This window comes from Halomonas sp. CSM-2 (genome assembly GCF_002119345.1).
Lineage (GTDB): Bacteria > Pseudomonadota > Gammaproteobacteria > Pseudomonadales > Halomonadaceae > Vreelandella > Vreelandella janggokensis.
On the sequence record NZ_NBYR01000018.1, the window covers coordinates 1 to 19,668 of the forward strand.

Annotated in this window: 21 protein-coding genes and 2 pseudogenes; 7 read left to right on the plus strand and 16 right to left on the minus strand. The window is 57.5% G+C overall.

Annotated features, from left to right (window positions below; genetic code table 11):
- The 4 genes and pseudogenes from B7L15_RS15190 to B7L15_RS15205 all read right to left on the minus strand — a co-directional run.
- Positions 1-345: pseudogene (locus B7L15_RS15190) on the minus strand (IS1380 family transposase); the annotation flags it as partial.
- A 225-nt stretch (positions 346-570) separates the two neighbouring features.
- Positions 571-1,890 carry an IS1380 family transposase gene (locus B7L15_RS15195; protein WP_031218338.1) on the minus strand — a complete coding sequence of 440 codons (1,320 nt, stop codon included), beginning with the start codon at positions 1,888-1,890 and terminating at the stop codon, positions 571-573.
- 323 nt (positions 1,891-2,213) lie between these two features.
- Positions 2,214-3,083, minus strand: a complete 870-nt coding sequence (locus B7L15_RS15200; RefSeq protein ID WP_085919784.1) for a DMT family transporter — start codon at positions 3,081-3,083, stop codon at positions 2,214-2,216.
- Positions 3,080-3,349 (minus strand): SelT/SelW/SelH family protein, encoded by a 270-nt coding sequence (locus B7L15_RS15205; RefSeq protein WP_085919785.1) that lies wholly within the window; start codon positions 3,347-3,349, stop codon positions 3,080-3,082. The genes B7L15_RS15200 and B7L15_RS15205 overlap by 4 nt, the downstream gene beginning before the upstream one ends.
- A gap of 221 nt (positions 3,350-3,570) precedes the next feature.
- Here B7L15_RS15205 and B7L15_RS15210 point away from each other — a divergent pair, with 221 nt between their 5' ends.
- The 4 genes from B7L15_RS15210 to ettA all read left to right on the plus strand — a co-directional run bounded on the left by B7L15_RS15210 (position 3,571) and on the right by ettA (position 7,661).
- A complete protein-coding gene (locus tag B7L15_RS15210; protein ID WP_085919786.1) occupies positions 3,571-4,884 on the plus strand; it encodes an MFS transporter in 1,314 nt (437 codons plus the stop codon).
- Between the two features lie 134 nt (positions 4,885-5,018).
- Complete coding sequence (locus tag B7L15_RS15215) at positions 5,019-5,465, plus strand: PAS domain S-box protein (RefSeq protein WP_085919787.1); 447 nt, start codon at positions 5,019-5,021, stop codon at positions 5,463-5,465.
- 140 nt (positions 5,466-5,605) lie between these two features.
- The gene (locus tag B7L15_RS15220; protein ID WP_085919788.1) at positions 5,606-5,821 is read left to right on the plus strand and encodes a PA3496 family putative envelope integrity protein; all 216 of its coding nucleotides are present in this window, start codon (positions 5,606-5,608) and stop codon (positions 5,819-5,821) included.
- A 178-nt stretch (positions 5,822-5,999) separates the two neighbouring features.
- On the plus strand, positions 6,000-7,661 hold the full coding sequence (gene ettA / locus B7L15_RS15225; RefSeq protein ID WP_085919789.1) for an energy-dependent translational throttle protein EttA: 1,662 nt from the start codon (positions 6,000-6,002) through the stop codon (positions 7,659-7,661).
- Positions 7,662-7,859: 198 nt separating this feature from the next.
- Here ettA and coq7 read toward each other — a convergent pair whose 3' ends face one another.
- The 6 genes from coq7 to phaR form a co-directional block, all read right to left on the minus strand.
- Entirely contained in the window at positions 7,860-8,498 is a 639-nt protein-coding gene (gene coq7, locus B7L15_RS15230) for a 2-polyprenyl-3-methyl-6-methoxy-1,4-benzoquinone monooxygenase (protein WP_085919790.1), read from the minus strand.
- A gap of 39 nt (positions 8,499-8,537) precedes the next feature.
- A complete protein-coding gene (locus tag B7L15_RS15235) occupies positions 8,538-8,879 on the minus strand; it encodes a histidine triad nucleotide-binding protein (protein ID WP_085919791.1) in 342 nt (113 codons plus the stop codon).
- Between the two features lie 56 nt (positions 8,880-8,935).
- A complete protein-coding gene (locus tag B7L15_RS15240) occupies positions 8,936-9,808 on the minus strand; it encodes a phosphoribulokinase (RefSeq protein WP_085919792.1) in 873 nt (290 codons plus the stop codon).
- A gap of 3 nt (positions 9,809-9,811) precedes the next feature.
- On the minus strand, positions 9,812-10,252 hold the full coding sequence (locus tag B7L15_RS15245) for an acyl-CoA thioesterase (RefSeq protein WP_085919793.1): 441 nt from the start codon (positions 10,250-10,252) through the stop codon (positions 9,812-9,814).
- 78 nt (positions 10,253-10,330) lie between these two features.
- Positions 10,331-11,617 (minus strand): phosphoribosylamine--glycine ligase, encoded by a 1,287-nt coding sequence (purD, locus tag B7L15_RS15250; protein WP_085919794.1) that lies wholly within the window; start codon positions 11,615-11,617, stop codon positions 10,331-10,333.
- A gap of 72 nt (positions 11,618-11,689) precedes the next feature.
- Positions 11,690-12,214: a polyhydroxyalkanoate synthesis repressor PhaR gene (phaR, locus tag B7L15_RS15255; RefSeq protein ID WP_085919795.1), complete on the minus strand. Its 525-nt coding sequence runs from the start codon at positions 12,212-12,214 to the stop codon at positions 11,690-11,692.
- A 169-nt stretch (positions 12,215-12,383) separates the two neighbouring features.
- Here phaR and B7L15_RS15260 point away from each other — a divergent pair, with 169 nt between their 5' ends.
- Positions 12,384-13,097: a 16S rRNA (uracil(1498)-N(3))-methyltransferase gene (locus B7L15_RS15260; RefSeq protein ID WP_085919796.1), complete on the plus strand. Its 714-nt coding sequence runs from the start codon at positions 12,384-12,386 to the stop codon at positions 13,095-13,097.
- A gap of 3 nt (positions 13,098-13,100) precedes the next feature.
- Here B7L15_RS15260 and rloA3 read toward each other — a convergent pair whose 3' ends face one another.
- From rloA3 to B7L15_RS15290, 6 genes and pseudogenes are all read right to left on the minus strand, one after another.
- Positions 13,101-13,667: a retropepsin-like aspartic peptidase RloA3 gene (gene rloA3, locus B7L15_RS15265; RefSeq protein ID WP_085919797.1), complete on the minus strand. Its 567-nt coding sequence runs from the start codon at positions 13,665-13,667 to the stop codon at positions 13,101-13,103.
- Positions 13,668-13,703: 36 nt separating this feature from the next.
- Complete coding sequence (locus B7L15_RS15270; RefSeq protein WP_085919798.1) at positions 13,704-14,972, minus strand: lytic murein transglycosylase; 1,269 nt, start codon at positions 14,970-14,972, stop codon at positions 13,704-13,706.
- 72 nt (positions 14,973-15,044) lie between these two features.
- Positions 15,045-15,476, minus strand: a complete 432-nt coding sequence (locus B7L15_RS15275; protein WP_085919799.1) for a DUF3429 domain-containing protein — start codon at positions 15,474-15,476, stop codon at positions 15,045-15,047.
- Between the two features lie 30 nt (positions 15,477-15,506).
- A complete protein-coding gene (locus B7L15_RS15280; RefSeq protein ID WP_085919800.1) occupies positions 15,507-16,925 on the minus strand; it encodes a DASH family cryptochrome in 1,419 nt (472 codons plus the stop codon).
- Positions 16,926-16,927: 2 nt separating this feature from the next.
- On the minus strand, positions 16,928-17,086 hold the full coding sequence (locus tag B7L15_RS20025; protein ID WP_085919801.1) for a DUF2256 domain-containing protein: 159 nt from the start codon (positions 17,084-17,086) through the stop codon (positions 16,928-16,930).
- 180 nt (positions 17,087-17,266) lie between these two features.
- Positions 17,267-17,479: pseudogene (locus B7L15_RS15290) on the minus strand (ferrochelatase); the annotation flags it as partial.
- 157 nt (positions 17,480-17,636) lie between these two features.
- Here B7L15_RS15290 and B7L15_RS15295 point away from each other — a divergent pair.
- Together B7L15_RS15295 and B7L15_RS15300 are read left to right on the plus strand one after the other, a co-directional pair.
- Complete coding sequence (locus B7L15_RS15295) at positions 17,637-18,569, plus strand: 4-hydroxyproline epimerase (RefSeq protein WP_085919803.1); 933 nt, start codon at positions 17,637-17,639, stop codon at positions 18,567-18,569.
- Positions 18,570-18,713: 144 nt separating this feature from the next.
- Positions 18,714-19,661: a dihydrodipicolinate synthase family protein gene (locus B7L15_RS15300; RefSeq protein ID WP_085919804.1), complete on the plus strand. Its 948-nt coding sequence runs from the start codon at positions 18,714-18,716 to the stop codon at positions 19,659-19,661.
- The last annotated feature ends 7 nt before the right edge of the window (positions 19,662-19,668 follow it).

Genomic DNA, 19,668 nt, shown 5'->3' on the forward strand with positions numbered 1-19,668 from the left:
CAGCAGGGTCGTGGACCAGGTGGCGGTGCGCGCCTGCAGGTCGTTGGCGGCAAGTTTYTCCAGCCGCTGTCGCAGCGTCGCCGCGCTCGGCACCTTCTGCAGGGTCAGCAGTTGTTGGAAGGGCTTGTCGCGGCGGAAGTTCTCGACAGCGTCATAGTCGCTCATGCCCAGACACAGCAGGCCCAGGTAGCTCTTGATCACGTCACTGGTGCGCATGCCCAGCGTGGTGGGGAAGCGGCTGTCGATGCTGTCGACGCCAGCGATCTCGAAGCATTGCCCGATGATGGACAGCCCGGCGTGGCTGGTGAGGGTGCGGCGACTGGCGCGGAACTTTATGTTGGGCATGGCACTGTCTGGGTGAATGGCGATAATGGCTATATTGCCATGCAGGTCAGTGGGTTAGCCCGGATGTTGCATCGGGTTGGTCAGCAGCACCCAAATGCCAGGTTTGGTGGCGATGATGCCGCCCAGAGCTGGAAGTTGGCTATATATTGATCAATTTCCTGAGCTCAAGGCGCATTTCCCCCTACCCCCATGTGTTTTCTGTGCCGGGGACAGCACGCCGCGGCGCTATCCCGGCACCAGCTTGCTGGCCAGCTTCAGGAAGAGGTCCTGCTCCGGGTACTGGCTGCTCAACATCAGCCGAATCGTGCGCGTGTTGCGGGTGATGACAGCGCCGATCTTCAGCAGCTTCAGGCGGAGGGTGTTGACCTGGGCCTGGGCGAAGGCGGTGCGCTTGAGGTAGACCCGGCGCAGCCGCTCCAGCAGCAGGTAGGCCAACCCCGACAGCAGCAGTCGGTACTGGTTGGGCCACCATTCGTGGCAGCTGGTGCGGTCGGAGAACAGGAACTGCTGCTCCTTGATACGGTTCTCCATCTCGCCCCGAGCACAGTAGCGGTGGTCATAGAGCCACTCGGCGCTGCAGCCGCGCAGGCTGGTGACCACATAGCGGGTGTTGAAGCCACGCCGGCTGGTCTCGGACTTGACGATGACCTTTCGTCGACGCTCCTTCCAGCTCTTGGCAGCGTACTCGATGAAGCCGAAGACACGCTCCTTCTCCCAGGTCTTCTCGAAGCGGATGGCCGACGCGTAGTCGATGTTCAGAGCCAGCTTGGCCAAGCGCTTGTTGCCGGCGAGGCCGATGATGTAATCGACGCCGTGGCGGTCACACCAGTTGAGGATCAGTGGACGGCAGAAGCCGCTGTCGCCTCGGAAGACGATCTTCACCTCAGGCCACGCCTGGCGCAGCCGCCGGACCAACAGGGCGAGGATGGCACCGGCGTGGTGAGCGGCATCCAGCGAGGCCGGACGCAGATAGCTGACCAGCAGCTGGTCGCCACAGAATACGAACAGCGGCAGGAAGATGTAGTGGTTGTAGTAGCCGTTGAAGTGCCGCCCGAGCTGCTGGCCATGCACCCGATCGTCGGTGGCATCGAAGTCGAGGTAGAGCGGTTTCTTGGGTGGCCGCCGGAACGAGCGGATGAACTGCTCGATCATCTCTTCGTGGATGGTGATCGCCCAGTCCCGGTCGGCTTGCTGCTCGAAGCGGCACAAGGTGGACTGACTGGCCAGCACGCCATCGGTATCGACGGCGGTCTGCAGGGCGATATCGTGACGCAGGGCCTGGTGGTCATTGAGATCCTCATAGCCCAGCGCCAGGCCGAACACGCGCTGCCGGACCAGGGTTTCGGTGCGATGCAGGCAGCGCTGAGCGTCGCGCTCGTCGCTGAGCCGGCGAGCGACGGCGCGGGTCAGGCCCATCTCGCGATCGAGCTGCCGCAGCAGCAGGATACCGCCGTCGGAAGTGAGATCACCGCCATCGAAACGGGCGATGACCTGACGGCCTTTGCAGCGTGGAAAGGAAGCGGACGGCGTGGTACATTTTGTCATGGCGGCTGAGGCGGTTGGTTCTTGTGTAGGAGCTTGAATTATAACCGATTTTCAGCCGCCTTTTTCATGTCTTATGCAATATCCAGGCTAGAGCCTTGCGTGTCCACGTTACTCGTCATAAGAGCTTAAGCACCCTGATGATGTATTTGCTCTTTATAGCTTATAACACATAGGTTACGTCAGAAATATTAATGTAAATTATCGTAAAACAAAATTACATTACTTACAAAACCTAATGCAATAAATTTCTTATTAAGTAGACAGGAATATGTAAACCAAAAGCCAAAGCATTGGTTTACAAGACTGATAAAAAAGGCTTAACCCTATGATCTACGCGTTTGTTGCCAGCCTAACCCTGCCAGAATAAGCACCAGGCCCACCAAGGTTGAAGGATAAATCGACTCACCAACGACTACAAACAGTAACAAAAGCGAGACAGGCGGGGAAAGAAATATCAGGTTTGAGACCTTGGCGGTGCGTGACACCTTGTGAACCGCAAGCTGCCACAAAATAAATGCGATACCCATCTCAAACAGACCGACATAAATACCGGCCACCAACGCCGAACCGCCATGCCACTGAAACCCAGGTCCCCATACCAGCAATAGCGTCAATACCGGCAACCCGACGGTGAAGTTTTGCCACTGCCCCACCAACGGCTGGCGTTTATCGCGGGCATTGAGCAGCCAGTAAAGCGCCCACAGCAGCGTGGATGCTAGCGCAAAGGCGACGCCAAGCGGGTCGGCAAAGTGGACATCGAACACATTGCCACGGGTGGCGATCACCCAGACGCCTGCGTAGGCGACCAGTCCGGCGGTGACATCCTTGACGGTCAGGCGGTGCCCCAACAGCGGTACCGCCAGAAACGCCATGGCCAACGCCCAGGTGTAATTGAGCGCCATGGCTTCCTGGCCGGGCAGTCGATCATAAGCGGCAAACAGCACCAGGTAATAAGCGACCGGGTTCATCAACCCGGCCCAGGCAGCGGTTTTCCAACCGGTGTTGAGCGCTATTCTGGCGTTACCCTGGTACACCACCAGTACGCCCATCAGCAGCCAGGAAACCAGCGCCGCCAGCCACATCAGTTCCAGGGGCGACATCCAGGCTAAGGCAACCTTGAAGGCGGTGGCGACGGTGGACCAGAGGGCAACTGCCCCCAACCCATAGAGAATTGCTTGGCGGTCCTGATTCATCGGTCGGTATGGCCCAGGTCACGGGCGGGTTCGACGTGGTCTCGCACCCGCTGCTTGAGGGTTTTGATATCCGGGAAACCGTCATCACGTTTGCGCTCCCACAGCAGTACGCCGTCGCACCATATTTCGAAGGTGCCGCCGTGACTGGGGCACAGCGCTACTTCTTGCAACGTTTCGCCAAAGGTGGAAAGCAGCTCCTGCGCATACCACCCGCTGCGTAGCAGCCATTGGCATTGCGTGCAATAGCGGATTTGAATACGCGACATCCTTGAGCTCCTTGGCGACACTCGCCATTATCCATGAGTACTGTTAATAAACTGCGTAATAAACTGCGTAATAATCTGCGGGCATTAACTAATCTGCAGGCGTTAACCACCGCGTATAGTGAGCACCTGTACTAGACAGGGGTATTGCCCAGCAAGAGTGTACTGAATAACACGGCTCGTCAAAACGAGCCGCCCGGGACGACGACTGCCAAGGAGCCTAGATGGGTAGACATGACCTCTCAGAATCGCGCATTTACGAGTGGCTGACCGGCGACGAGGACAGCCGGATGTGCGATGACATTCCCGATAGCGCCTGCCATGAGCAACCGCGTAACTTCATGCTGCATTTATGGGCATCACTCGGCAATAAGCTGGCGGATGAGCTATCCAGTGCACGACTGGTATTGCCTTGGCTAATGGGCATCATCGGTGCGCCGGTATGGATGGTCGGGCTATTGGTGCCTATTCGTGAGTCCGGGGCACTGTTGCCGCAGATTTTTGTGGCCGGTTTCATTCGCCTCAAGCCGCAACGCAAATGGGTGTGGGTGGCCGGTGCTGCCTTGCAGGCGCTGGCGGCAGTCGTGCTGGCAGCGTTGGCGTTGTGGAGCAATGGCAGCCTGGGAGGCAGCCTGGTCTTGATGGCACTGGTCATGCTGTCGCTGGCCCGGGGCCTTTCGTCCATCGCCACCAAGGATGTCATGGGCAAGACCATTGCCAAACGCCGCCGTGGCACCCTGATGGGCTGGAGTGGCAGTGTTGCCGGGGCAGCCACTCTGGCAGCCGGGGGCGTATTGATGCTTCTGGATGACTCCCTGGGCAAGGTGACACTTGCGGCGCTGCTAGGCATTGCGGCTTTTGGCTGGGCCGTCAACGGGATCTGCGCCGCCCGTATCGAGGAAACGCCGGGCGCTGTTGAAGGTGGCGAAAATGCCTGGGATAGCATCAAACAGGGACTTACGTTACTCAAGCAAGACCGCACGTTTTTACACTTCAACCTGTGCCGGGCGTTGCTGCTTTCCAGTGCCCTTGCCCTTCCCTATCTGGCGCTGCTGGGTCAACAACAAAGCGGCAGCGAGCTAAGCAGCCTGGGGCTTCTGGTTGTGGTATCCGGCCTGGCCGCCATGGTGGCAAGCCCCGTGTGGGGCAAGCGGGCCGACCACTCCAGTCGAGGCGTCATGCGAGATGCCGCGATCGGGACAACCTTATGCTGTTTGCTGGGCGCGGGCATTACGTGGCTGCCGACTGTCGTATCCGAGCGTATATGGCCCTACGCACTGGTCTATGCGGCGCTGGTGATTGTTCATCATGGGGTGCGTTTGGGTCGCAAAACCTACCTGGTCGACATGGCAAGCCAGGATAACCGCGCCCTTTATGTGGCACTCTCGAACACCCTGACGGGGGTACTGATGCTGCTGGTGGGCGGGGTGGTCGGCCTGTTGGCACAGTGGCTGGGCAGTAGCGCCTTGCTGCTCGTTTTGTCCGCCACCGCCCTGGCGGCGATGTTCAGTGCCCTGCGATTACCGCAGGTTGAGTGACGTTCAGGATTGCAAAGCAGGGCAACGCTCGCCATGATGGTAAGTCGGTGGCAGCCGTTATGCGGCCTTTTGCTATCATAAAAATTACGTGACAATACGCCACGATAGGTTTGGAGCTGCAACAGGACCCCTTGATGAAACGATCTCCCATGATCAGCCCCGCGTTGCTCGAACGCATGGTTGACGCCTCCGAAGACGGCATTGTGGTTGCTGAACAGGAAGGTGACGAAAACATCCTGATTTATGTCAACAAAGGCTTTGAGCGCCTCACCGGTTACAGCGCCGATGAAATTTTATATCGGGACTGCCGTTTTTTGCAGAATGAGGATCGCGATCAAGATCCTCTCAACGCGATTCGTGAAGCGCTGAATGCAGGCAAGCCTTCGCGGGAGGTGCTGCGCAACTATCGTAAAGACGGCACCATGTTCTGGAATGAGCTGTCGATCACGCCGGTTTTCGACGAAGCCGATAACCTGATGTACTACATCGGCGTACAGAAAGATGTGACCGAACGGGTGGAAGCGCAACAGGCACTCGCCGCACTCCAGGCCAAGCAGGCAGACACAAAAACAGAAAAATAAAACGACAAGGCTTGATCTTCAACGTATCCGGCGTTATATAGCGGCAAGGCGCTTGCTGAAGCGCTTGGCGCTTTCTGTTGCTCTGCCAACCAGAAAGCCATAATGACGCCGGCACGCCGGCTTGGGTTGGAGGGCCAGTCATGAGCCGTAATCCCTTGAGTCGTGAAACTTTCTCTCCTGAAGACGGTGAAGCGGATGAGTTCGATTCCTCTGACGCCGTCAATGACGAACACTACAGCCGTTCTCGGCCAAGCAACAAAGCCGATAGCCTGCGCGCCAGACGCCAGGTTGAGGCCTGGCTTGAAGAACGCCGCCTCAAACGTGCGATCGATGACGGCTGGGACGAAGAAGAGTAATGATACAGAGTCATCAGGAACATTCCTGATGTCTTCCCCCCTGCGGCATCAGGTACCAACCTGACCGCACCTGGACGGTCAGCCCTCCTTGGCTGGCCTTTCGTCACGTGGGGCTCTATCATCTGCCTATCGCTCAGCGGTGACGCTGGCATTTTTTTCATCAACTATACGGATTTCCATGGCGCAATACGTTTTCACCATGAACCGGGTCGGCAAGATCGTGCCGCCCAAAAAGCAAATTCTTAAAGATATTTCGCTGTCGTTTTTCCCGGGCGCCAAGATTGGCGTACTGGGCTTGAATGGCGCGGGTAAATCCACACTGCTGCGCATCATGGCCGGTGTCGATAATGAGTTTGAAGGTGAAGCCCGTCCGATGCCGGGAATCAACGTCGGTTATCTGCCTCAGGAGCCGGAACTCGACGACAGCAAGAATGTCCGCGAGACCGTCGAAGAAGCCCTGGGCGCTATCAAGGAAGCCCAGGAAAAACTCGATGGCGTTTACGCTGCCTACGCTGAGCCTGACGCCGACTTTGATGCCCTGGCGAGCGAGCAGGCACGCCTGGAAAACATTATCGAAGCGGCCGACGCCCATAACATCGAGCGCAAGCTAGACGTCGCCGCTGAAGCACTGCGCCTCCCCCCCTGGGAAGCTCAGGTCGGCAACCTGTCCGGCGGTGAGCGCCGCCGTGTGGCACTGTGTCGTCTGCTGCTCTCAAGCCCCGACATGCTGCTGCTCGACGAACCGACCAACCACCTGGATGCCGAATCAGTCGCCTGGCTGGAACGTTTTCTGCACGACTACAACGGCACCGTGGTCGCCATTACCCACGACCGCTACTTCCTCGACAACGTGGCGGGCTGGATTCTTGAGCTGGACCGCGGCCAGGGTATTCCGTTCGAGGGCAACTACTCGCAGTGGCTTGAGCAGAAAGAACAGCGCCTGGGTCAGGAAGCCAAGCAGGAGGCTTCTCGCCAGAAAGCCATCAAGCAGGAGCTTGAGTGGGTACGCTCGAACTCGAAGGGCCGCCAGGCGAAAAGCAAGGCACGTCTTAACCGCTTCGAGGAAATGCAGTCCGGTGATTTCCAGAAGCGTAATGAAACCAATGAGATCTATATTCCACCCGGCCCGCGCCTGGGGGATAAGGTCATCGAGTTTCATGATGTGGCAAAACGCTTCGACGACAAGCTGCTTTATCAGAATCTTTCGTTCTCGGTTCCCCCCGGTGCCATCGTCGGCATTGTGGGCGGTAACGGCGCCGGTAAGTCGACCCTATTCAAGCTGATTACCGGCCAGGAACAGCCCGATGCCGGCGAGGTGGTGCTTGGCGAGACCGTGGATATCGCTTATGTCGAGCAGCTCCGCGATGCCCTGGACGACAAGCAGACCGTCTGGCAGGCCGTCTCCGATGGCCAGGATATCCTCAACATCAATGGTTACGAGGTCGCTTCACGGGCGTACGTGGGTCGCTTCAACTTCAAGGGCAACGACCAGCAGAAACGTCTGGATGAGTTATCCGGTGGTGAGCGGGGTCGTTTGCAGCTCGCGCAAACGCTCAAGCAGGGTGCCAACGTGCTGCTGCTCGACGAACCCTCCAACGATCTGGATATCGAGACATTGCGCGCGCTGGAGGAAGCACTACTGGCCTTCCCGGGTTGTGCCATGGTGATCTCGCACGATCGCTGGTTCCTCGACCGGATTGCGACGCATATTCTGGCGTTTGAGGGCGATTCGGAAGTGGTCTTCTTTGACGGCAACTACACCGACTACGAAGAAGATCACAAGAAACGTGTGGGCAACGACACGCCCAAGCGGATGAAGTACAAGCGCATCGATGCTTAATAGCCTGGTCCGAACAACCCTTGGCGGGGGCGCTGTAAACCCCTCCATGGGCGCTACATTCGCCATCCATGGCGAATAACCCCCGCTACGGGTTGATTCGGACCTTGCGCAAGATAAGTTGAGTCTTTTTTAGTAAATTGAGCCCCGCCTTGGCGGGGCTTTTTTTATGCGTGGCTGTTTATGGATATCTGCAGGCTATTAGCCGTGATACGTCGTTTTACTGACCGCCTTGAAGGCGCCGCGCATCAGCCACTGCACCGGCGCAGGCAGGTTGACACCGCCCGCTTCTAGCGCCAGTTGGGCATGGTGGTTTTTCTCCACGGCCACTTTGCGAAGCAGGGTACGTGACGTCTGATCAGCCTCCGGCAGGCGTGACGGCTGATCACTGAACCGCCTAGCGGCTTGCGTTTCGCTGGCGGCCAGCAGCCCCAGGCCAAGGCGCTCACTCAGTACACCCGTGGTCGCGCCAATACTGAGCGAGGCTATATAGAAACACGGGGCCAGCAGGCTTGTACGGCTATCCAGTTGCCGAAGGCGCTGGCTAAACAGGGCCAGATGGCCAAGATCATTGGTCGCTGATTGCTGCATTTGCGCACTGGCATCCGGCCGTTGCGTAAACAACCGCTGTCCCTGGTAAAGCCCTTGCAGGCATACCTCTCCACTGTGATTGACGCGCATCATGCCTGCCACGTGGTGTGCCTCGAAGGCTGTCAGGGTCTTATCGCCAGATGATACCGGCACAGGTGATTCTGTGCGCGCCGTGGGCGGCGCTAGCGTGCGCAGCGCACGATCAAACTGATAGATCCATTGGTCAGAACGGGGGCATCGACGCCTCATGGCTCGCTCCTTGGCCGTGGGTCGTAAAAGTACAGCAACTTACCCGGCGGGCCAGGTAAACTGACGCCCGCCGAGCAGGTGCATGTGGATATGATAGACCGTTTGGCCACCCATTTCGTTACAGTTCATGACGACGCGGTAGCCATCGTCGGCAAAGCCCTGCTCCTGGGCGAGTTTCGCCGCGGTATATTGCAACCGACCGACAGTCGCCAGGTCATCGGCATGAATATCATTGAGCGTGGCAATGTGCTTCTTGGGAATAATCAACTGGTGCGTGGGTGCCTGGGGATTGATGTCGTTGAACGCCAGCACGTGCTCGTCTTCATAGACAATATCCGCAGGGATTTCACGGTTGATGATCTTGCAAAACAGACAGTCCATAAAAACTCCTCAATGAGCGTAAGCTGGCGACGCAGGCAGAACGACTACCTGCGAGCCTAACGAAAACGCCGCTGTGACAACAAGTGGCGCACCAACGGTGCCAGGATAAGCTCCATAGCCAGCGACATTCTGGCGCCGGGCACCACCAGGGTGTGGGGCCGGGTCATGAAGGAATCCTTGATCATCGCCAGCAGCCAGGGAAAGTCCACCGTGGAAGGGTCGCGGAAACGGATGACCACAAAGGATTCCGCATCCGTCGGTATATCCTGCACCTCAAAGGGGTTTGATGTATCCACCGTGGGCACGCGCTGAAAATTGATATGGGTGCGCGACAGCTGGGGCTGGATATAGCGCACGTAGTCATCCATACGGCCCAGAATGGTGTCGATAACCGCTTCCTGGGAATAGCCACGCATCTTGGTGTCACGATCAATTTTCTGGATCCATTCCAGGTTCATCGTGGGGGCCACGCCCACCAGCAGGTCAACGTGGCGTGCGATATCGTATTCTTCCGTGACCAGGCCACCGTGCAGACCTTCGTAAAACAGCAGATCGGTTCCGCAGGGTAGCGACTGCCACTCTGTGAAGGTGCCTACCTTATGGCCCGCCTCGATCTTTTGTTTATCCTCGGCGTGGATATAGTGCCTGAAGGTCCCCGTGCCATGCTCGCCGTATTCGATAAACATGCCTTCGAGGCGATCCAGCAGGTTGGCTTCGACGGCAAAATGCGAAAGCTCATTCTTGCGCTCGGGCTCTTCGCGGAACATGCGATGCAGTTCATCGCGGGTGTAGCGATGGAAGGCGTCACCGTCCACCATGGCAGCGTGCACGTCTTCACGCAGGAACATGCGCTCAAAGCTACGCCGCACGGTGGTGGTGCCGGCACCGGACGAGCCGGTGATGGCAATAATGGGGTATTCACGGGACATCGATCAGGTGCCTCTTGCTTGCGCTAATGCTTGCACAACCGCGTCAGGGATCGTCACCGGGCGACCCGACGCCATGTCAATCAGCAGTTGATTGATACGCGCAGTCGCCACTGTCTTGCCACTCTCGGCGTGGGCGATACGCTGATAGACCGTTAATGCCTTGCCCTCGGGGGGTGGTACAGCGGTTTCAACCACCAGGGCGTCCGGCCAGCGCGCTTCGCTTTGGTATTGCACCGCCAGATCGGCAACCACACTGGGGTAGCCTTGCATGTCCCATTCTGGCAGGTCGAGGGCGGCAAACGCCTGGATGCGCGCCTCATGGAGCAGCGATACAAGCGCATCGTGACCAAGGTGACGACCGTAGTTCATATCCGTGACACGGACGCTGAGTGAATGGCGATGAATGATCGCTGCGTCGGGAAAATCGAGCTGAACCCGTTCCATCCAGTTATCCTTGTTGTGATCGGCAAGCGAGGCAGAATGCCCCTGCGACTATAGAAGCGTCAACCTTCGGGCGAAGCGTCAACTTTCCCGTGATATCGCACGGTGCGCGATATCACGGCGGCAGATGACGCCTTCCCAATGAATCTCGTCCACGCCTTGATACGCCTTCTGTTGCGCCTGGGAGACGCTATCCCCAAGGGCGGTAACGCACAGTACGCGGCCACCTGCCGTCAGAACATCACCCTGGTCGTTGTGTTGAGTCCCCGCATGAAACACCTTGCAGCCATGGCGCTCGGCATTGGCAATACCGTGAATCACATCGCCCTTGCGATAGCTGCCCGGGTAACCGCCGGCGGCCAGTACGACCCCCACCGCCGCACGCGCGTCCCACTCGCAGCGCTGACCGGCCAGCTTGCCTTGTGCACCGGCAAGGCACAGCGCGGCAAAGTCCGAGGTCAAGCGCAGCATGATGGGCTGGGTTTCCGGGTCGCCAAAGCGGCAATTGTATTCGATCACCTTGGGGTTACCCTGGGCGTCGATCATCAGGCCGGCGTAGAGAAAGCCGTTGTAGGCATGACCTTCGGCGGCCATTCCCTTGACGGTCGGCAGAATCACCTGCTGCATGATGCGCTCATCGACATCCGGCGTGACCACGGGCGCCGGTGAGTAGGCACCCATGCCGCCGGTATTGGGTCCGCTATCACCGTCGCAGGCGCGTTTGTGGTCCTGGCTGGTCGCCATGGGCACCACGTTTTCTCCATCGACCATGACGATGAAGCTGGCTTCTTCACCGTCCAGAAACTCTTCGATCACTACCCGTGCACCCGCATCACCAAAAGCATTGGCTTCCAGCATGTCACGAATCGCGGCTTCGGCTTCCGCATGGGTCATGGCGACGATAACGCCTTTACCAGCTGCCAGGCCGTCGGCCTTGATGACAATGGGCGCGCCCACCTTGGTCAGGTATTCAAGCGCTGGCTCAACGGCCGTGAAGGTTTGATAGTCGGCCGAGGGAATCGCATGACGCGCCAGGAAGTCTTTGGTGAACGACTTCGAGCCTTCCAACTGGGCGGCTGCCTGGGTGGGGCCAAAGATGGTCAGATCCGCCGCCTGAAAGCGATCCACCACGCCTTCGACTAGCGGTGCTTCCGGCCCCACCACCGTCAACGCCACGTCTTCCTGGCGTGCAAACGCCACCAGTGCGGAAATATCGCTTGCTTCGATGGCGACGTTGGTCAGTTTTTCCTCACCGGCGGTGCCTGCATTACCCGGGGCAACAAACACCTGCGAGACGCGCGGCGATTGGGCCAGTTTCCATGCCAACGCGTGTTCACGACCACCGCCGCCTATCATCAAAACCTTCATGGATATCCTTCTTTGCGGAAGAGCAGATTAATAGCGGTATTATGCCACAGCTTGCCCGCGCGTCGCTGGCGCTTACGATGACTTGTCGTCGTTGCTCTTTTTATCATGAGCTTTATCGTCATGCGCGTTGTCGTTCCGGCCCATATCGTCGCTGTCATTTTTGCCGGTGGGCGGCGCCTGGTTCATGGTCTTCTGCCAGAAGCGCATGTTTTCCTCGGCCAGCTCACGCATGAATTCCATGGGCGTATGGCGAATGGCCTGCTGCCACTGGCTTTGCATGCGTTTTTGCTGCTCCATCATGATCTGGGTGCCCTGCTCCAGATAACGCGCCAGCGGTAGCGGTGAGGACATGTCATAGACACGAATCAACTGCGCCAGCAGGTCGTTGGAGAACACCTCGGCATCACTGTCGGCACTTTCCTGCTCGATGATAATCGACAGCAGGATCGTCCGCGTAAGGTCTTCACCGCTTTTGGCATCCTCGACCCGAAACGGCTCCTCCTCGAGAATCAGACGGCGCAGATCCTCCAGCGTCACGTAACGGCTTTGTTGGGTATCATACAATCTGCGATTGGCATATTTACGAATGACGCGCACGGCGATTCTCCTTAAACGCGATAGGGCTTTGCTTCCCGTTGCTGTTATTGTGCCTGCACTTGGCGGCCATGCAAGCCATGTAGCGATATTCAATAGGCGTAGCGTCGGCCAGGATGTCACAGACGGGCCTTTCTCTACCTTTCCAAGCACTCAACAATCGACCACTGCCATGAACCTGATTTTACTCGAACCTCACGATGTGGCCCAGAACGGCGAAGCCCTGCTACGCGACCAACGCCGCTTGACACACCTGCGCGAAGTACACCGCGCCAAGCCAGGGGATACACTCACCGTTGGCTGCTCGAACGGGCTGATCGGCAAGGCCGAGTTGACCGCGATGGGGCCCGATCAGGCGACATTGCGCTGGGAGCACCTTGACGAGGCGCCACCGCCCGCCCTGCCCGTGCACCTGGTGCTGGCGTTACCGCGTCCGCGCATGCTGGCACGCACCCTGGAGCACGTGACAGCGCTTGGGGTAAAGCGCTTGACGCTGCTGCACACCAAACGGGTCGAAAAAAGCTATTGGCAATCCCCCGAACTGCGCCCCGAGAAGATACACCAGCATCTGGTACTCGGCCTTGAGCAGGCGCGCGATACCGTGATGCCCAGCGTGACGCTGGTCAAAGGCTTTCGGGCTTTTCTCAGTGACCACTTGCCCACGCTGCTCAGCGAAGGACATGGCCTGGTCGCCCACCCCGGCATGGCGCTCCCCTGCCCAAGGGGCATCAACAGGGAAACGGTGCTGTTTATCGGGCCCGAAGGCGGCTTTATCGACTGGGAAGTGGAGCAACTGGTGAACGCGGGCTGCGAAGGCATGCATCTTGGCCCGCGTATTCTGCGAGTGGAGACCGCCGTGACGGCTTTGTTGTCACGGCTTTTTTAGGGATCAGGTTTCGTCGCTGGCGTCATCTTCGTCGGGATCATGGGCCACTACCTCTGCATCATCGCCGCAGTCGGGCTCTTGCATGAAGGTTTCACGCACATCGAGCAAACCGAGGTGGCTGATGGTGCGCCGCCCCAGTAATAGCGGGTAATTCATGTCTTCCCGGTTACGCAGGCTGAACTGCTCTTCGTAGACGGTGTCGCCCATGCACACGTTGAGCAGTACCACGGGGCGCTCGTCTACGCCACCAGCACCGCGGACTCTCAACTCGCGATAGAGTGGGCGCTCTAACTCGTCGCTAAATACCTCACCACTTTCCTGGTCTTCGAGCTTGAGACGAAAACGCACCCAGTCTTCATCGTCCTTTTCAAACATCTCGATGTCACGAGCGTCCAGCGACGAGGTCAATGCACCACTGTCGAGTTTAGCTTTGACTTCGGTTCCCCAGGGCTGCAGCGTTGCCTTTTCCACCCAGCCAAATACCTTGTCGTCATCGGCCACTGCCTGACTGCTAGCCAGTGCCGTGACAATGGCGAAACTACTCAACAATGTCGTTACTGCCTTGGGCATCATCATTTCCTGTCCTGATATCCTTTGGAAGAAGAGCTACTCAACCCGCTGGCGCAGCCGCTCGAGCAATGATTGTGTCGCAAAGCCATCCGGGGTCAATCCCTCAGCCCGCTGAAAGGCACGCAGGCCCTGGCGGGTGTTGGGTCCCATAATGCCATCGGCGCCGCCAACGTCGTAACCGGCCTGGTTGAGGTAGCGCTGAAGCGCTTGGACATCATCCCTTGTCAAAGGTGCCTCTTCACGCGGCCAGCCTTGCTGAATGCCATCACGCCCGGCAATGGCATCGCTCAGCGTTGCCACCGCCAGCGCGTAGCTGGTGGCATTGTTGTAACGCAGAATGGCGCGGAAATTGGGCCCTACTAAAAACGCCGGACCGTCGGCCCCGGCAGGCACAATGACGTCGGCACTATCAAAACGCGGGAGTTCGCCGCTCACGGCTTCCACACCCTGCTCTGCCCAGGCCTGACTGTCACGACGGCCAGTCTGGGCGTAGTCGTAGTCAGCCGGCAGATTGACCTCAACGCCCCAGGGCTGGCCAGGCTGCCAGCCCGCGCGGTCCAGGTAGTTGGCCGTTGAGGCCATGACGTCAGGAATACTCTGCCAGATGTCGCGGCGGTTATCGCCGTCACCGTCGACGGCATAGGCTTCAAAACTGGTGGGGATGAACTGAGTATGTCCCATGGCACCCGCCCAGGAGCCACGCATTTGCTCAGCGGCGATATCGCCTTGCTGGATTATCCGTAAGGCAGCCAACAGCTCCTCGCGGGCGAATTGCTGGCGACGGCCATCAAAGGCCAGCGTCGCCAATGCTTCGAGGGTGGAGAAATCACCGAAGTTGCTACCGTAATTACTTTCGATACCCCAGATGGCGACAATAATTTCGGCGGGAACACCGTAGCGTTGTTCCATTTGCTCTGCCGTACGCCGATGTTCTGCAAGCCGATCCTGCCCGTTGTTGATGCGGGTGCTGGAAACCGCCGTATCAAGGTATTCCCAGATGGGGCGCACGAATTCGGGTTGGTAGCGATCCAGCTCTATGATCCGTTCGCGGTAGCGGACCTGATCGAAAGCCTCACGTAGCGTCGCTTCGCTGATGCCCTGATCCTTGGCGTAGCGACGGAAGGCGTCGCGCCATTGGCTAAAGCTCTCGTGCTGTATGTCTTCCGCAACCTGGGCATCCACCTCGGTCATCAGTTGCTGGTTCGCAAGTGACGGAGGGCTCAAAAGCAATACGGCCGTCATCCCGAACGTGGCGCTGACCGAGGCAATTGTCAGCTTTTTATACAACGTCATTTTATACAACATCATGGCTTCCTTAAGGCAGTCCTTGGCAGCCTCCGATGATGGCGCAGAACGCTTTAGGTTACTAGAGCCTGATCACCACAGGCGAGTCAACAAGACGACGTGGGCAAGTACGACGACCACGGTTAATAGCGTGCGCAGCTGCCAGTACCAGCTTGGCCAACCAAAGCGCCCATTGCGGCTGAGATCATACCCCCAAACAAACATAAAGCCGACACCCAGCACGACCAGCCCCCACAGTGGACTGAACAGTAACGCAGGCCAGGCAATCAGGCTCGGCGCCATGGCGATCAGCAGCCGATGGTTATGACCCGGTTGCGGGTTTTGCAGCGCCGCTCCCCAGTGCGTGCCACCCAGAAACGACAGGATCACCGCGCTGTAATACAAGAACGCTCGAACTGCGGTTTCTTGCCAGGCGACTGGCCCCCACCCTGCCAACCAGAGCGTCAAAAGGAACGGCAACAAGCCTGCCAGCCCCAACAACCAGGCGGTACGGCGATCTTCCATGGATACTCTCATCAGTTACTCGTCCAACCATTACTCGTCCGTTGCTTCCAGTTGACCTTCATCGATCAACCAGCGTTGCCAGGCCTCGGGGGCCACGCGAGGTGCCGGGAAACGTTCAGCGGCGGCCCGCCATGGCTGATGCCGAGCCAGACCATTGGGCAAATTCTCCAGTTCAGGCAACCAGTGCGCCACATAAAACCCTTTAGGGTCATAGTGGCCTGCCTGCTTCAATACGTTGAAGTAACGATCCTGACGCGGGTCGCGACCCACCCCGGCAATATAGCGCCAGTTCCCCCAATTGCTTGCCACATCGTAGTCCAGCAGGCAGTGCTCAAACCAGGCGGCACCCAGTCGCCAATCCACGCCCAGATCCTTGACCAGGAAGCTGGCCACGTTCTGGCGAACACGATTGGAAATCCACCCCGTGCTCCTCAGTTCCAGCATCGCGGCATCGATAAACGGCACCCCTGTCGTGGCATTGCGCCAGGCATCGAAGTCTGCGTTGGTGGCAGGCAACTGCGCCTGACCGAATAGCGACTCGCCTTCCAGTTGCGCCGCGCGTAAAAAATATTCTCGCCACAGCAGCTCGAAACCAATCCAGTAGCTGGATTCATTACTCCCGTGCAGTGATTCCCAGGCTTTGACCTCATCCTGCACCTGGCGCGGCGATATGCAACCATGGGCCAGCCAGGGTGAAAAACGCGTAGAAAAATTAGCCCCCAAAAGCCCGTTGCGGGTTTTCTTATAGGTCGCCGGACCATGTTGCTGCCAGATATACTGGTGCAGGCGTGCGCGGCCAGCCGCCTCTCCTCCCACAAAATCGAGCCCTTGGCGTTCATCCGGTTGCCAACCCGCACTGACGGCACAGACTTTGCTCAGCGGCGGAAAGCCACGCGGCGCGTCAGGCCAGGCAGGCAAGGTAACCGGTGCCGCCAGGCTGGGGGGAATGACACAGTGCTTCTCGACCTGGCGCCGAAAGGCGGAGAAACTCTCAGGCAGTTGAGATAGATCGAACGGCAGGGCCTGTTCGTCGATCAACCGACCCGACTCATGACGCTCAACCACGATTGTCGGCGAAAGCCGATCGCTGACCGCCTGGATGTGCTGCAGCTCTTCTACGCCAACGTGCTCGGCAACTCTGACTTTACGCGCCTGGAGCTGTTCAGCCAGCGTTACAACCTCCTCGACAGGATCGCCGATTCGCACCAGAAGATCGCTGCCCCGCTGCAAGAGCTCGCCGCGTAGTTCCATCAGGCACTGCCATAGGAAGCGTAGCCTCGCCGGACCAATTCGCAGTACATCGGCGTCATCAAACAAGGGCGTCAGCCACGCTTCATCAAGCACATAAAGGCAGACGAGATGATCCGGCAGATCGTCCAGGCGCAGCAGTGGGTTATCTGTCACTCTGAGGTCGTCGTGCAGCCAGACGATATCGATCGTGCTGTTCATGCTCAGTTCTCCTCAGCGCGTTTTGCTATCCGGGCTTCGCGCTGACAGCGTTTGCTGCAATAGCGGACCTCATCCCAGCATCGCGCCCATTTCTTTCTCCAAGTAAATGGGCGCTGGCAGTGAACGCAGACTTTTTCCGGTAAATGGTGTTGATGTGTCATCTCGATGTTCGCCTGGTAGAAGGCGTACTCTAAACGTAAACATCATATCTTATACAGTACAACTATTGTACATATATTTTCCACCTCTATACGGCATCCGTTGGTGACTACAGACATAAAAAAGCCACCCGAAGGTGGCCTATGACAAAAAGAAACAAATAGCAGAGATCACGTGTTCGCTTACAACCACCCCGACAATTCATTGTTGACCACTGCCACTAGCGCATCGATGTGGTCATCCCGGTCGTTCAGGCAGGGAATATAACTGAAGGTCTCTCCCCCCGCTTCCATGAAGCTGTCGTGAATCTCTTCCTTGATTTCCTCCAGGGTCTCGACGCAGTCCGACGAAAACGCAGGCGACAGGATGGCGATGTGCTTGTGTCCCTGTTTGGCACGTTTCTCTCCCAGCTTTTAAGCCCACTGACATCAAATCATTGCCATCGTGGCTTCACAAACGTGTTTTAAAATTGTATAAAATATAAAAAAGACAATCGACGAATATCCTGTCACTGAAAACCTGGCTATCGCAAAACGACAAACAAGGTGCTCCATGAAGAAAATCCGTGTCATCGACTCCCATACGGCAGGTGAACCTACCCGACTCGTCATGGAAGGCTTTCCACTTCTGGAAGGCAAAACCATCGCGGAAAAATGCGATGACCTTAGGCAGCATCACGATCAATGGCGGCGCGTCAGCATGCTGGAACCCCGAGGGCATGATGTGTTGGTAGGCGCTCTATATTGTGAACCGGTATCACCTGGCGCCACCTGCGGGGTAATCTTTTTCAACAATACCGGCTACTTAGGCATGTGCGGTCACGGCACCATTGGCCTGGTGGCGTCGTTGTACCACTTGGGGGTTATCACCCCAGGTGAGCATTACATTGACACCACAGTGGGGCCTGTGAGCGCAACGCTTCATGAAGATGGCGCCGTAACCGTACGCAACGTGCCTGCCTACCGGTACCGTCGTGAAGTCTCCGTCGATGTACCGGGCTATGGAGTCGTCCACGGAGATATCGCATGGGGAGGCAACTGGTTTTTCCTTATCAGTGACCATGGGCAGTCGTTACGGCTCGACAATGTAGAAGCATTAACCGCTTTCACCTGGGCAGTACGTCAAGGCCTTGAAGCAGCATGCATTACCGGCGCGAATCAAGGCTTGATCGACCATATCGAACTATTTGCGGATGACCCAGAGGCGGATAGCCGCAATTTTGTTCTCTGCCCGGGCAAAGCTTATGACCGCTCGCCTTGCGGCACCGGTACAAGCGCAAAGCTCGCCTGTCTAGCCGCAGACAGCAAGCTGCCACCCCATACCACCTGGCGGCAAGCAAGCATTTGCGGAAGCCAGTTCGAAGCTTATTACGAGTGGGAAGGAGAGCAAATTCGCCCTTATATCAAAGGGCACGCTTACCTCAGTGCAGACGCCACCTTGCTTATTGATGAACAGGATCCCTTCGCATGGGGGATTACCTCATGAGACGCCCTTAACCTGACCAAACGACTCGGGGCGTCGTCACCACCGCTTTAAACACCCAGCGCCAACACGCCAAGCTCAAACAAGGCGCTGACTCAGTAGCATGCAACAACTATCAATCACCTATCCGAAAAGGAAAGCACGACAATGAACGACCAAATTTTCACCGGATGCATACCCGCGCTGATGACTCCCTGCAACGCCGACCGGCAACCTGATTTTGACGCCCTGGTCGCCAAAGGGCGCGCGTTAATCGAAACCGGCATGAGTGGTGTTGTGTATTGCGGTTCGATGGGCGACTGGCCACTATTAAGTGAAGCACAACGCCAAGAAGGCGTCGAACGCCTTGTTAAAGCTGGTATTCCCACTATCGTCGGGACAGGTGCCGTCAATAGCAAAGAAGCCATCTCCCATGCTGACCATGCCGCCAAAGTAGGCGCCCAAGGACTAATGGTAATTCCACGGGTACTGTCACGCGGTACGTCGGTCGCCGCACAAAAAGCCCACTTCTCGGCAATACTGCAAGCTGCACCGGACCTGCCTGCGGTTATTTACAACAGCCCCTATTACGGTTTTGCCACCCGCGCCGACCTATTCTTCGAGCTACGTGACCAGCACCCCAACTTAATCGGCTTTAAAGAGTTCGGCGGTGCCGATGACCTACGCTACGCGGCTGAAAACATCACCTCTCAGGACGATAAAGTAACGCTTATGGTGGGTGTCGATACCACTGTTTTTCATGGCTTCGTAAATTGCGGCGCAACAGGTGCTATCACAGGCATTGGCAACGCCCTTCCGCGCGAAGTCCTGCATCTTGTATCACTGAGTAAAAAAGCCGCCCAAGGTGACGTTGAGGCTCGCCGTCAAGCCAAAGAGCTTGAGGATGCGCTAAGCGTACTTTCCTCTTTTGATGAAGGGGCAGACCTCGTCCTGTACTACAAACACCTGATGGTACTTAACGGTGATACTGAATACGCATTGCACTTTAATGAAACCGACCAGCTAAGCGATGCCCAACGTCACTATGTAGAAGCTCAGTATGATTTATTCCGTCGCTGGTACTCACAGTGGTGCGAATCCCTGAACAATAAATAAAACGATG